This is a genomic window from Streptomyces inhibens, from assembly GCF_003389455.1.
Classification (GTDB): Bacteria; Actinomycetota; Actinomycetes; order Streptomycetales; family Streptomycetaceae; genus Streptomyces; species Streptomyces inhibens.
Window position 1 is genome coordinate 1 of sequence record NZ_QUAC01000423.1, and the last position, 13756, is coordinate 13756.

Below are 13756 nucleotides of genomic sequence, written 5' to 3' on the forward strand. Positions count from 1 at the left end.
CCAGCCCGGCCCCGACGACCGTGCTGCCTGTGGCGGCCCGGGCCGGCTTGCCGATCGCCCGGCCGCCGCTGCCCACCGGCTCGGCCCCGCCGGCCCCGGTACCCGGGCGCAGCTTCCCCGCCGCGGCCGGTTCCCGGGCATCGTCCGACGTCTCGCCGGCCGCGGCCAGGGCCGCCCGCAGCTCCTCGGTGTCCACCAACATGCTCACCGGACCGGTCGGGTTGAGGTACAGCGCATGGCCCGGCGGCAGCTGCTCGACGAGCTCGGCCACCGGCCGCCGGTCGTACAGCAGCCGGCCCACGGATTCGAGATAGTTCTGCGAGGTGTAGACGGGGATGACCGGGGTCCCCTCCGGCGAGGCGGCGGCCAGCGGTGAACCGGTCGCGGTGACCAGGACGGAGACCTCCGCGCGGGCCAGCGCCTCGGCGACGCCCTGCCCCGGGCCGTAGCCGGTGGCGGCGAGCTGCAGCGCCCTGTCGACCGCGTCGGTCGGCTCCGACCAGTCCAGCATCTGCGGTGACGGCCGGTACTCCGGGTTGTCCCGCCACTCCTCGATCTCGCCCGTCGGACCCGACCGCCACTGTCCGATGAGCGCCCAGAGCGGCGGCGGCCCCTCGCCCTGCCAGGTCAGATCCACCATGGCCAGCCAGTGGTCGGGCGCATCGCGTGCCGCCTCGATGACCTCCGGCGGAGGCTCGGGCATCTCCTCGCCCGTGACGGGAACGCCCGCCGTCATCGCCGACTGTGTGCTCTCTTCCATGCAGCCCTCCGCCTACCCGCCGTTCCGTGCCTGCGTGTACGAGCGGGGCCCCGGAACACGAGGCTCTCGCACTGGCCTCACAGTGCCCACGGGCGGCGCGGACGTCTCCCCGACGCACCGTGCGGACGGTGCGGGTACGCCGCCTGGCCGTGCGGACTGCGCCCGTACGGCCGACACCCGCGCCCTTACGGCGGACACCCCAGCGCGGCGCGGGCCACCGGGACCGGCCGGTGTCGGCATGTCACAGCCGCCGCATAGGCTGGTCCGATGCAGGAGCAGTACCGCACGCTCGCGCGCGAGGGTGTCCACGAGATCGAGATCAACAAGTCCCGCTTCATCTGTGCGCTCGCGCCCGTCGCGACCGAGACCGAGGCCCAGGACTTCATCGCGCGCATCCGCAAGGAGCACCCCACCGCCCGGCACCACTGCTTCGCCTACGTCCTCGGCGCCGACGGCGGCATCCAGAAGGCGAGCGACGACGGCGAGCCGGGCGGCACGGCGGGCGTACCGATGCTGCAGATGCTGGTGCGCCGCGAGATGCGTTATGTGGTCGCCGTCGTCACCCGCTACTTCGGCGGCGTCAAGCTCGGCGCCGGCGGCCTCATCCGCGCGTACGGCGGCGTCGTCGGCGAGGCGCTGGACGCGCTCGGCACGGTCACCCGGCAGCGCTTCCGGCTGGTGACCGTCACCGTCGACCACCAGCGCGCGGGCAGGGTGGAGAACGACCTGCGCACGACGGGGCGGGCGGTGCGTGAGGTGACCTACGGAGCGGACGTACGCATCGAGATCGGGCTGCCGGAGGCCGACCTGGACGCCTTCCGCGCCTGGCTCGCGGACACCACCGCCGGGACGGCACGGCTGGAGCTCGGCGGCGAGGCGTACGGGGAAGTGTGACCGGCCGGGCCGGAAAATTCGGTTTGTACCGGTGCGCCGGCCCGCCGATCGTGCCAGCCTGTGGCGCGGCGAGAACAGGCCGCGAACCGGCATGCGTGCCGGCACGAGAAAGGGCTGACCCATGCCTGAACTCCTCGATGAGCGCGTGGGGTTCGTCCGCCGGATCGGCCTGTTCCAGGCCACCGCCATCAACATGAGCCAGATGTGCGGCATCGGTCCCTTCGTCACCATCCCGCTGATGGTCGCCGCCTTCGGCGGGCCGCAGGCCGTGACCGGCTTCCTCGCGGGCGCGGTCCTGGCGCTCGCGGACGGACTGATCTGGGCGGAGCTGGGCGCGTCACTGCCCGGTGCGGGCGGCAGCTATGTCTATCTGCGGCAGGCGTTCCAGTACCGCACCGGCAAGCTGATGCCGTTTCTGTTCGTCTGGACGGCCATGCTCTTCATCCCGCTCGGGATGTCCACCGGCGTGATCGGCTTTGTGCAGTACCTCGGCTATCTGTGGCCGGACATGAGCCCGGGTCAGGGTGACCTCGTCGGCCTTGCCGTCACCGCGGGCATCATCGCGATGCTGTGGCGGCGGGTGGAGAACATCGCCAGGCTCACCGTCGTCCTGTGGACGGTGATGATCGCCTCCGTGCTGCTCGTGATCGTCGCCGCCTTCACCCACTTCAGCCCGGAACGCGCCTTCACCTACCCCGCGCACGCCTTCGAGCTGACGACAAGTCACTTCTGGATCGGCTTCGCGGCCGGCCTGACGATCGGCATCTACGACTACCTCGGCTACAACACCATCGCCTACATGGGCGCCGAGATCAGACAGCCCGGCCGCACCATCCCACGCGCCGTCCTCCACTCGATCCTCGGCATCATGACGATCTATCTGCTGCTGCAGATCGGCACCCTGGGGATCGTCGACTGGCGCGACATGCTCGACCCGCACAGCACGGCGTCCTCGTCCGTCGCCTCCGCCGTACTGGAGAAAGCCTGGGGCAAGGGCGCCGCCGGCACCGTCACGGTGCTGATCCTCATCACCGCCGTCGCCTCCGTCTTCACCGGACTCCTCGGCGGCTCCCGGGTCCCCTACGACGCCGCCCGCGACCGGGTCTTCTTCCGGCCGTACGGCAAGCTCCACCCACGCCACCGCTTCCCCGTCCTCGGCCTGCTCACCATGGGCATCGTGATGGCCGTGGGCTTCCTCATCGGCCGGCACACCGATCTGGCCACCATCATCCAGCTGCTGACCACCGTCATGGTGATCGTGCAGTCGCTGGCCCAGGTCGCCGCGGTGACCGTGCTGCGCCGCCGCCAGCCGGGGCTGCGCCGCCCGTACCGGATGTGGCTCCATCCGCTGCCGAGCGTCGTGGCGCTGATCGGCTGGCTGGTGATCTACGGCTACGCGGACGAGAACTCGCCCGGCCGGCACCCCATCGAATGGTCGCTGGCCTGGGTCGCCGCGGGCGTCGTGGCGTTCCTGCTGTGGGCCCGTTACGAGAAGGAGTGGCCGTTCGGGCCGAAGCGGATCGATGAGCGGTATCTGCGCGGGGCGGATCCCGACGCCGAGACGGAGCACGGGGGAGAAGAGGGCGCAGGTGAGGGAGCAGCGGGTGCCGAGGGCACGGTCGGGGCCGCCGGCTGAACCGCCCGGCCGATCCGCCGCCCCTCGCCGGGGCGGGCCGCCCGTACAAAGGGGGCCTCGGCGGCGTCGCCGCCTCAACATCGCCGACGCCGACAAAGGCTGAGGCGCCGAATCAGGTGTGATTCTGAGCGATTCGCCGGCCTCTGTCAGCGGCGCCGGGCCGGTCGCGGTCCTGGGGCGAGTCCTGGGGTGGCTCCGGGGCCGGACCGCTCGATGAGCGGATGACCAGCTCGGGGTCGAACAGCAACTCGCCGGTCGGCACGTCCCTGTTGCTGACGAGCGCCAGCACGCTGCGGCCCACCTCCAGGGCCAGCCGGTCGGCCGGCTGCCGGACCGTGGTCAGAGGAGGGTCGACGAACTCGGTGATGGCCGAACCGTCGTAGCCCACCACCGACACGTCGCCCGGTACGGAGCGGCCCTGGCGGCGGATGCCGCGGATCGCGCCCAGGGCCATGTAGTCGCTGGCCGCGACGATCGCCGTGGCGCCGAGACCGAGCAGCAGGCCCGCCGCGGCCTGTCCGCCCTCCACCGTGTACGACTGCCGGATCACCCAATCCTTGGCGTCCTCGATGCCCCGCTTGGACATGGCGTCGAGAAAGCCCTGCACCCGCCGGTCGGCGGGGTGGTTGCCCGCAGGCCCCGAGGCCATCCCGATGCGCCGGTGCCCCAGACGGTAGAGATGGTCGACCGCTTGTTCGGCGGCCAGCGCGTCGTCGGTCGAGAAGACCGGCGCGGGCACCCCGTCCGCGAACTCGCCGTTGATCCCGACGTACGGGACACGGCGCTGGCGCAGCAGCTCGTACGTCTCCGTTTCCGCGCCCTCGACCGTGTTCGAGGCGGACAGGAAGACGACGGCCGCCACGCCCTTGTCCACCAGAGCGGAGATGAAGTCCCGCTCCTGCACACCCCCCGGGAAGGCGGGGCACAACACCGTCTTCAGCCCGTGCGGCGCAAGTGCCGACTCGATGCGCTCCGCGACATCGGCGAAGAAGGGGTTCGATACGAATTCGGTGATCACCGCCACCAGCTGGCCCTGCGTCTGCCGCTCGTACCCGAGCTCGGCCATCGCCTGCTCAACCGCATCCCTGGTCTTCTTCGACACGCCTTGCCGCCGGTTGATCACCCGGCTGACGGTGGCTTCGCTGACCCGCGCGCGGGCTGCGACGTCGGTGATACCGACCTTCATCGCGGTCCTTCCGTGATCGTGAGCGATGCCAGACCTCCGCGGGGGACAGCCAGTGATCGGGGTCCCTCCGGCATGAACTTCGGCAAGCCCTCAATGATACGGCCGTCCGGCCCGTGGATCACTCCCCGGACCCGGCCCTCGCCGCCGTGCACCTCGACCATCACACGGCCCCGGGCCGAACCGTTGACCACGTGGAAGTGGCGGTGCGAGGCGAAGTCCAGAGGTACCACCCGGTCACTGTGCACACTCAGCAGACAGTGATCGCCCGCGGCGGCCTTCACCAGCGGGTACAGCTCATCGGGTCTGCCGGGCTCGACCTCCCCGTCCAGGAGCAGGTCGCGGTGGCGGTGCCACTGCCGCAGCCAGAAGGCGACCGACTCGCGGTGTGTGCCGGGGATCCGGTCGAGACGTACGGAGATCTGCGGCACCGAGTGCAGGGCCCCGATCAGCTGCCGCGCCACCGACTCGACGGGTGCGTCCGGCGACCACAGCAGCATGTCGGAGTGGACGGCGCCACCGATCGCGAGCAGCGAGGTGTCGATGGTGCGCACCCGGTTGGCGGCCGCGTCCGCCGGGCAGTCGAAGGACCGGAGCATGTTGCCGAATGGTGCCATGCCGGGACCGACATAGGGCTGGCGCAGCTCCAGCAGCAGGTCAGGCCTTACGGACTCCAGCGCGTCCCGCAACTCCGTCAGCAGTGTGATCATGGCTCGGCCGACGTCTCCCGCACCGTCGCCCGCGTACACCATGGCCTCGTCGAGGAAGTCGACCTTCAGCCCGTCGAGGCCGAACTCGCGTACGAGGCCTACGCACAGGTCGACGACATGGCGCCGTACCTCGGGCCTGCGCGGGTCGAGGACGTGGGCGCCCGGCACCCCGGCGCGGGCCGGGGCGAAGGGTGCCCATGTGGCGTGGCACGCGGCGTCGGGGCCGAGCAGCAGCGGTGCGATCCACGCCATGTACCGCAGCCCGCACGCCCGGACGCGCGCCACGTGCCCGGCGAAATCCGGGAACTTGGCCCGGTCGGGCCGCCAGTCCCCGCACCCCGCATAGCCCCGTCCGTGGCCCAGCTCCTGCCAGCCGTCGTCGAGGATCAGCACCCCGCAGCCGAGGCCCGCGGCCAGCTCGGCCTGGGTTTCGACCGCTTGTGCGGAGACGTTCTGGTTGAAGGCGTACCAGGTGGAGTAGACGGGCGTGCGGGCCGAATCGGGCGTTTTCATAGGGGTGAGCGACTGCGTGAACCAGCCGCGCAGGGACCTCATGGCCGTCGCCACGGACGGCGCACGCGGAACGAGCAGCATCTGGTGCGGACCGTCGGACGCCGGGAGAAGGAGATGCACGACGTGGGTGTCGTTCTCCTCCGATACGCCGAAGCGGACGGTTGTCTCCGGGACCGGGTCGGCTGCCGCGAAGGTCAGCATGGTGGCGCCGGAGTGGTCGTAGAGGCAGCCTGCGGCATGTCCGTCGACCAGTGAGACACGGGCGCGACCGTCCCAGTCGGCGAGGAGGGTGCGCCGCCACCCGCCCTGAGGATGCCAGTAGCCGGCAGCATCGCCGAGCGGCACGGAGAGGCGGATCTCGACGGGGGCGCCCTCGGCCCGTACCTCCAGCATCCGCAGTCCGCCGGGGAGTTCGCCGAGACTCCAGGAGGGCCGGACACCGGGCGCATGAGCGAGGAGGGCAATCGAGACCTCGTCCAGCAGTGGCTCATGGGGGGCGGGAGCGAGTCCTGCCGTCGTCACGGCTCCCTCGGTCACCGCAATCCGACTTTCCACGCTCACTCCTTCACGGCGCCGGCGAGCAGGCCGGAAACGAAGTGGCGCTGCAGCGCCAGGAAGACGATGGCCATCGGAAGCGCGGCGATCGAGGTACCGGCGAGGATCGCGCCGTAGTCGGTGTCGTCCAGGCCCTGCAGGGAGGCGAGAGCCACCGGGATGGTGAACGAGGCGCCGTCGCGCAGAATGATCAGCGGCCAGACGAAGTCGTTCCACTGGTACAGGAAGAGGAAGATCGCCAGGGCGGCGAGCGCGGGCTTCATCGGCGGGAGTACGACCTTCCAGAACAGGCGCAGTTCACCACAGCCGTCCATCCGGCCCGAGTCGAGCAGCTCGTCGGGGAGCGCGGCCATCGACTGACGCATCAGGAAGATGCCGAAGGGCAGCGCCAGATTGGGCATGATCACGGCTTGGTAGGTGTTGAGCCACTGCAGGTCGGCCATCATCTTGAACAGCGGGACGAGGGTGACCTGGGCAGGGATCACGAGCCCGAGCATGAGCAGCCCGAACATTCCCTCGCGGCCGCGGAAGCGGTACTTGGCGAAGGCGTATCCGGCGAGAGTGCAGACCGCACCCGCGCAGACGGTGTAGACGACCGCGATCAGCAGCGAGTTGAGGACGACCCGGCCGAACTGCGCCGACTCCTGCAGGCTGGTCAGGTTGTCGAGGAGATGTCCGCCGGGCACCATCGGCGGCGGGCTGTCGAAGATCTCCTTGGAACTGTGGGTGGACGCGATCACCAGCCAGTAGAAGGGAAGGGCGACGGCGGCGAGCACGATGGCGAGTCCCGAGGTAAGCAGGATTCCCCTGCCGCGATGACGCGTGTTCACGACTTGTCTCCCAGGACGCGGAACTGGATCACGCCGAGGATTCCGATCAGCACGGCGAGGGCGTAGGCGACGGCGGACGCGTAGCCGAAGTCGAAGAACTTGAAGGCGTTCTGGTACACGTACACACCGATGGTCAGGGTCGCGTTGTCCGGGCCGCCTCCGGTGAGGACGTACGGCTCGTCGAAGATCTGCAGGGTGCCGATGGTGGAGAGCACCGTGGTGAGCAGGATCGCGGGACGCAGACCCGGCAGCGTGACATGGACGAAGGACTTCCAGGCACCCGCTCCGTCCACGGCCGCGGCGTCGAACAGCTCACCCGGAATGGTCTGCAGCCTGGCAAGCAGGATCACTGCGTTGTAGCCGGTGTAGTGCCAGGTCAGCGCGAGACCGAGGGAGATCTTCGCCCACAGGGGGTCGGTCAGCCATGGCACGGCGTCCACGCCGGCCAGGCCGAACAGCCAGTTCACCAGGCCGTAGTCCTTGTTGAGCAGGACGGAGAAGATGATCCCGTACGCCACCAGGCCGGTGACCATCGGCATGAAGAACCCGAGGCGGAACACCGTCCGGCCGCGCAGCAGCGTGGAGTTCAGGGAGACCGCGAGCCCGGTGGCGAGCGCAAGCATCACCGGCACCTGGACGGCCAGGATGACCGCGGTGTTCTTCAGGGCGGTCCAGAACAGCGGGTCGTCGAGCAGCCGGAGGTAGTTGTCGGCGCCGATGAAGGTCTCGACCCCGTCGATCGTCCTGTGGAGGCTGAGGACGAAGGACCAGCCGATGGGATAGAGCTTGAACGCGGCGAAGAGCAGCAGCGCCGGCAGGACGAAGAGGTACGGGGCCAGGTGCCGCCCCCGCCCACGTCTGCGCCGGGGGCGCGGGTGCTGTGCCACATCCCCGGCGGAGACGGGCAGCGCGTTCTTTCCCGTGAGCGTCGAGGTCATCGGGCCGTGCGTCCTGTCTGCTTGGCGAGCTGCTCGGCGGCCTCCTTGAGGACCTTCGCCGGGTCGGCGCTCTTGAGGAGGACCTTGGACTGGGCGTCGGTGACGAGCTTGAGCGCACGGGCGTAGTCGGAGGTGTAGTTGAAGGCGGGCGAGGGTGCCTTGAGCGCCTCCAGGAAGATCTCGCCCTTCTTCTGGCCGCTGAAGAATGCCGACGGCTCGTGGAAGACCGCGTCGTCGTACGCCTTCATCAGGGCCGGGGCGATGCCCTTGCCCTTGTAGATGCTCACCTGGGAGGCCGGGCGGGTCAGCATGAACTCGATGAAGGACCAGGCGGCGGCCTGGTGCTTGCTGCTGCCGGCGACCGCGAGATGGGTGGAGTTGACGGTGGCCGCGGTGGAGCCGCCCCGGCGCACGGCCGGCGGGAGGCGGACCTTCCACTTCCCTGCCTCCTTGGGCACTTGCTCCTCGATGACGCCGCCGAACCAGGTGGGCCAGGGCAGGACGGCCGCGGTGCCCTTCTTGATGGAGCTCATCAAGGCGTTCCAGCCGCCGGCGAGGTCGCTGACCAGGCCGGCATCGTTCATCGTCTTGATGAGCGTCATGGCCTTCACGGCCTCCGGGGAGTCGAGTGTGATCGCCCCGTCGAGGTTGAAGTAGAAGGAGCCCTGCAGTTGGAGCAGCATCTGGAAGAAATTGGCGGCATCCGGCTGCGAGGCCGGCTTGTCGATGCCGAGCAGGAACGCTCCGGTCTTCTCCTTGATCTCCTTGCCGGCCTCGATGGTCTCGTCCCAGGTCTGCAGCGCGTCGGCGTCGACTCCGGCCTTCTCGAAGATGTCGGCCCGGTAGTAGAAGCCTGCGGAGTTCGCCTCCCAGGGAAGGGCGTTGACCCGCTTGCCGTGGGGCGCAACGGTCTGCCACATGCCTTGTGCGAAGGCGTCCCGGTACGTGTCCGCGCCCAGCTTGCCCAGGTCCGCCAAGCCGTTCGGGAACCGCTCGACGTAGCCCGGAAGGTAGTCGACGCCGATGTGCAGCACGTCGGCGAGGCCTTGGCCGCCTGCCGCCATCGCGGTGGTGATCTTGTCCCAGATCGCCGGGTTGCCGATGTCCTCGACCGTGACCTCGATGTCCGGGTACTTCTTGTTGAACTCCGGTACGAGGGCCTTCATTTCGGCAGCCGGCCCCTGCCAGGACCAGACCGTGATCTTCCCCTTCTTCTTGTCACCGGTGGCCCCGGAAGCGCCTGTATCGCCGGTGCCCGAGCAGGCGGTGAGTCCGGTGAGGCCGGCTCCGGCCGCGATCGCGCCACCGATCTGCAGAACTCTGCGACGTTCCAGTTCCATGACTGACCCACTCCTGCTCGCACACCTTCGCGGAAGCTGACGGCCGGGACTTTAACAACGCGGTCTCGGCACTTGCAATACATCATTGAAAACTTTCAGCTTGATCGCGCAAGAAGGCGTGTTGAAGTCATTGCAAACCTTCATCCGGGGTTGCTAGCGTGCCGCGCGCCCAAGTCGACGAAGGCCGGCCGCTCCACCACAGCCCGGGAGAACCCGATGAGACGTTCCCGTTTGTCGCTGCTGTCCGCATGCGCGCTACTCGCCACCCTCGCGCCGCTCACCCTGTGTGCCCCGGCCTCGGCCACGGCTCCCGTCGAACGGGGCGGCCTCCGCACGACCGCGATGGCCCCGGCACCGCTCACCGTGGTGAACCCCGGCTTCGAGCAAGGGCAGGAGGGCTGGCAGTTCACCTCCGGGACCGGGGTCGCCACCAACCTCCCGCACGGCGGGACCAGGCTGATCTATCTGGACTCCGGTGCAGGCAAGAAGGTCTCCCAGACCGTGACGGCTTCGGGCCGGGGGACGTACGACATATCGGCCTGGATCGCGACCGGCGGCGCGAACGGCACCTACGTCGCCCGCGTCAACGGCACGGTCGCCGCGTCCCGGATCCTGCCCAGCGCCTCCAACTACCGGCGCTACACGCTCAGCCGGATCGCCCTCGCCCAGGGCGACAAGCTGGAGATCGCGTTCGAGTCGGGGGACGGCTGGGTCAACGCGGACGACCTGATGGTCTCACCCTCGTCTCCCGCCGACCCCAAGGTCAGCTCCTCGGACCCGAAGATCGTCGAGATGTTCGACTGGTCCAAGCGCAAGGCCAACAGCTGGGTCCACCTGCCGGGCACCCAGGGCCCGCTCAACGTCGACGAGCACAACACGAGCGGGAGCGGCACAGGCACGTACGCGCCCTCCTACTGGGCCGGGTACGCCAACCGCAGCGGCTACTACTCACGCGACATGGCCCACCAGCTGGCCGGCGCGGGGGTGCTCGGCCTGAGCGCCGAGAACAAGGCGATGCTGCGCTCGTACGCCGCGTCCGCCACCGCGGAGCACAAGTACTACCCGGTGTGGGCGCTGAACTTCGACGCCCGTACGTACCTCTCGATCGACTACGGCAGCCCCACCAGCTTCGTCCGCGAGGTCCCCGCCACCTTCGAGCTGGTACAGAAGGCTGCTGAGGCGTACCGGTGGAGCGGCGACGGTGCGTACGTCAACGACCCGGCCATGTGGGACTTCTACCGCCACGCCACCAACGAATTCATCGCTCTGCACGACGGCCTCAAGGACAACGGCAGTGTGAAGGTCGCCGAGGGTACGGGCCAGGGCATCTTCCAGGGCACCGCCAGCTACAACGAGCAGAGCGGTGAGCCGCTCGCCGAGGCGGGCGACGCGATCGGCTCCCAGTACCAGGCGTACCTCGCGATGGCCTCGCTCGCCCGCGGCAAGGGTGACCGCACGCTCGCCGCGACGTACGACAAGAAGGCCCAGGATCTGAAGACGTACTTCAACTCGACCTGGAGCGGTACCGGGTCGGCCGGGAACATGGTGCGGGGCTACACCACCGACGGGCGTGCGCTGACCGGCTGGGGCATGGAGAACAGCTGGTTCATGCCGCTGAAGCAGATCATCGACCCCGGCGCCCGCCGAGAGGCCTACCTCGACTACATCGACCAGCAGGCCTCGGGCTCGGGCAAGCCGTCCAACATCGAGGCGATCACCTACCTGCCCGACACCTTCTTCAAGAACAACCGCAGCGACACCGCCTGGAAGTGGATGAAGTACGTCTACGACCAGAAGGACATCCAGCACGTCAACGCCAAGCAGGGCACCAACGGCGACTATCCCGAGGTCTCCTTCACCCTGCTCGGCCAGACCGTCGAGGGCCTGATGGGCGTCGCGCCCAACGCCCCTGCACACGCCCTCACCACCCAGTCCCGGCTGCCGTCCGGCATGGACTGGCTGAAGATCGACGACCTCCGGATCGGCGCCAACACCTTCTCCCTGAGGCACGACGGGTCCACGAAGTCGATGCTGACCCATACGTCGGGGGCGTCCGCCTACACGTGGGAAGCCCGCTTCCCCGGCGCCCACTCCACGATCACGGTCGACGGCGTGCCGTGGCCGGCTCGGACGAAGGTGGTGGACGGGACGACGTACACCTACGCCACCCCGACCGTGGCCCCGGGCCGGACGGTGACGGTCCAGGTGGGCTGAGCGCGGTGCGGAAGGGACCGGGCGAGTCAGGCCCTCGGCGCGGACGGATCGCGGCCGGCATCTACGGTCACCCGGCCCCGGACGCGGGTGCGAGGATGAGGGCCGTGATGAATGGGGTGCTGACGGAAGCTAGCCTGGATGCGGTCGGCCGGTGCCCCGTGCTGGGTCGGTGCTGACTCGTGGGCTCTCGGAGGGGAAACATGCAGGTCGGAGCAGCTAGGTGAGATTTCTGCACACCTCCGACTGGCATCTGGGGCGGTCCTTCCACCGCGTGAACCTGCTCACCGCCCAGCGCGCTTTCCTCGATCACCTCGTCGAGACGGTCCGCACGCACGAGATCGACGCGGTGCTGGTCGCGGGCGATGTCTACGACCGTGCCGTGCCGCCGCTCGCCGCCGTCGAGCTCTTCGACGACGCACTGCACCGGCTCGCCGGTCTCGGCGTTCCGACCGTCATGATCTCCGGCAACCATGACTCGGCCCGCCGGCTGGGCGTCGGCTCCGGACTGATGGAGCGGGCCGGCATCCATCTGCGGACCGACCCGGCCGGCTGCGGCACCCCCGTCCTCCTCGCCGACGCCCACGGCCCGGTGGCCCTCTACGGACTGCCGTATCTCGAACCCGCCATGGTGCGCGACACCCTCGGCGCACGACGGGCCGACCACGCCGAGGTACTGGGCGCGGCGATGGACCGGGTACGGACCGATCTGGCCGGCCGGCCCGAAGGGACGCGCTCGGTGGTGCTGGCGCACGCCTTCGTCACCGGCGGTGCGGTCAGCGACAGTGAGCGCGATATCACCGTCGGCGGGGTCGCCTCCGTGCCCGCGGCCGTGTTCGACGGGGTGGACTACGTCGCCCTCGGCCATCTGCACGGCTGCCAGACCCTCACCGAGAGGGTGCGCTACTGCGGCTCGCCGCTCGCCTACTCCTTCTCCGAGGCCGGGCACCGCAAGTCGTCGTGGATCGTCGACCTCGACGCGGACGGCGCCGTGCGCGCCGAGCGGGTGGACTGCCCGGTGCCACGGCCGCTGGCCCGTATCCGGGGAAACCTGGAGGCGCTGCTCGACGACCCGGCACACGCCCGGCACGAGGATTCCTGGGTGGAAGCGACACTCACCGACACCTCCCGCCCGCACGAGCCCATGGCCCGGCTCGCCAAGCGCTTCCCGCACATCGTCAGCCTCGTCTTCGACCCCGACGACGGGCCCACCCGCTCGCTGGCCTCGTACGCGCAGCGGCTGCGCGGACGCAGCGACCAGGAGATCGCCGAGGACTTCGTGGAACACGTACGGTCCGGCCGCGCGGCCGATGAGCACGAACGGGCCGAACTGCGCTCGGCGATCGACGAGGTACGCGTCGACGACCTGGCGGCCGAGGTGGCGCGATGAGGCTGCACCGGCTCTCCCTCACGGCCTTCGGACCGTTCGGCGGCACCCAGACCATCGACTTCGACCGGCTCTCGCGCGACGGGCTCTTCCTGCTGCACGGGCCGACCGGCGCGGGCAAGACCTCGGTCCTGGACGCGGTGTGCTTCGCGCTGTACGGCTCGGTGCCCGGGGCGCGGCAGAGCGGCCAGGCGCTGCGCAGCGATCTGGCCGATCCGCTGACCCTCACCGAGGTCGTCCTCGAACTCACCGTGGGCGAACGGCGGTTGGAGATCACCCGGCTCCCCGAACAGCCGCGCCCCAAGAAGCGGGGCAGCGGTACGACCAGGGAGAAGGCCCAGAGCAGGCTGCGGGAATTCGTGCCGGCGGACGCCACGGCTGCGGCTGCCGGGGCGGAGGGGCAGTGGAAGGCGCTGAGCCGCTCGCACCAGGAGATCGGTGAGGAGATCGGGCAGCTGCTCGGTATGAGCAAGGAGCAGTTCTGCCAGGTGGTGCTGTTGCCGCAGGGCGACTTCGCGCGCTTCCTTCGTGCCGACGCGGAGGCCCGCTCCCGGCTGCTCGGGCGGCTCTTCGACACCCGGCGGTTCGCCGCGCTCGAAGAGCAGCTGAACGCGCGGCGCAGGACCGCGGCGGACAAGGTCGCGGCGGGCGACGAACGGCTGCTGGCGCTGGCGCACCGGATGGCACAGGCGGCCGGTGAGAGCGCCGATCTCGCCGATCCGTCGGTGCCGGCGCCGGACCGCGCCGGACCGGCGGCGCAGGGCGCACCGGCGCGTGGACGCGGTGCCGTGGCGGCCGG

Annotated in this window: 11 protein-coding genes; 5 read left to right on the forward strand and 6 right to left on the reverse strand. The window is 69.8% G+C overall.

Annotated features, from left to right (window positions below):
* A partial coding sequence (locus DY245_RS36935) for a type VII secretion system-associated protein (RefSeq protein WP_147318425.1) occupies nt 1-760 on the reverse strand: 760 nt, incomplete at its 3' end.
* Between the two features lie 267 nt (nt 761-1027).
* Between DY245_RS36935 and DY245_RS36940 the strand changes: the two genes are divergently transcribed.
* A complete protein-coding gene (locus DY245_RS36940) occupies nt 1028-1654 on the forward strand; it encodes a YigZ family protein (RefSeq protein ID WP_128511468.1) in 627 nt (208 codons plus the stop codon).
* A 121-nt stretch (nt 1655-1775) separates the two neighbouring features.
* Entirely contained in the window at nt 1776-3290 is a 1515-nt protein-coding gene (locus tag DY245_RS36945; RefSeq protein WP_128511469.1) for an APC family permease, read from the forward strand.
* Nucleotides 3291-3402: 112 nt separating this feature from the next.
* Here the strand turns inward: DY245_RS36945 and DY245_RS36950 are convergent, their stop codons facing one another.
* Genes DY245_RS36950 through DY245_RS36970 form a run of 5 tightly spaced genes read right to left on the reverse strand, consistent with a single transcriptional unit; the run spans nt 3403 to nt 9359 of the window.
* Nucleotides 3403-4476 carry a LacI family DNA-binding transcriptional regulator gene (locus tag DY245_RS36950; protein ID WP_128511470.1) on the reverse strand — a complete coding sequence of 358 codons (1074 nt, stop codon included), beginning with the start codon at nt 4474-4476 and terminating at the stop codon, nt 3403-3405.
* On the reverse strand, nt 4473-6251 hold the full coding sequence (locus DY245_RS36955) for a glycoside hydrolase family 36 protein (protein WP_128511471.1): 1779 nt from the start codon (nt 6249-6251) through the stop codon (nt 4473-4475). The genes DY245_RS36950 and DY245_RS36955 overlap by 4 nt, the downstream gene beginning before the upstream one ends.
* Before the next feature lie 2 nt (nt 6252-6253).
* Nucleotides 6254-7081 (reverse strand): carbohydrate ABC transporter permease, encoded by an 828-nt coding sequence (locus DY245_RS36960; protein WP_128511472.1) that lies wholly within the window; start codon nt 7079-7081, stop codon nt 6254-6256.
* Entirely contained in the window at nt 7078-8019 is a 942-nt protein-coding gene (locus DY245_RS36965) for a carbohydrate ABC transporter permease (RefSeq protein ID WP_128511473.1), read from the reverse strand. Before DY245_RS36965 ends, DY245_RS36960 begins: the two co-directional genes overlap by 4 nt.
* A complete protein-coding gene (locus tag DY245_RS36970) occupies nt 8016-9359 on the reverse strand; it encodes an ABC transporter substrate-binding protein (protein WP_128511474.1) in 1344 nt (447 codons plus the stop codon). The genes DY245_RS36965 and DY245_RS36970 overlap by 4 nt, the downstream gene beginning before the upstream one ends.
* A gap of 216 nt (nt 9360-9575) precedes the next feature.
* Between DY245_RS36970 and DY245_RS36975 the strand changes: the two genes are divergently transcribed.
* The 3 genes from DY245_RS36975 to DY245_RS36985 form a co-directional block, all read left to right on the forward strand.
* Nucleotides 9576-11573 (forward strand): carbohydrate-binding protein, encoded by a 1998-nt coding sequence (locus DY245_RS36975; RefSeq protein WP_128511475.1) that lies wholly within the window; start codon nt 9576-9578, stop codon nt 11571-11573.
* A gap of 220 nt (nt 11574-11793) precedes the next feature.
* On the forward strand, nt 11794-12960 hold the full coding sequence (locus tag DY245_RS36980; RefSeq protein WP_128511476.1) for an exonuclease SbcCD subunit D: 1167 nt from the start codon (nt 11794-11796) through the stop codon (nt 12958-12960).
* Nucleotides 12957-13756, forward strand: an 800-nt coding sequence (locus DY245_RS36985; protein WP_244943505.1) for an AAA family ATPase, incomplete at its 3' end; no start/stop codon positions are given. The genes DY245_RS36980 and DY245_RS36985, both read left to right, overlap by 4 nt.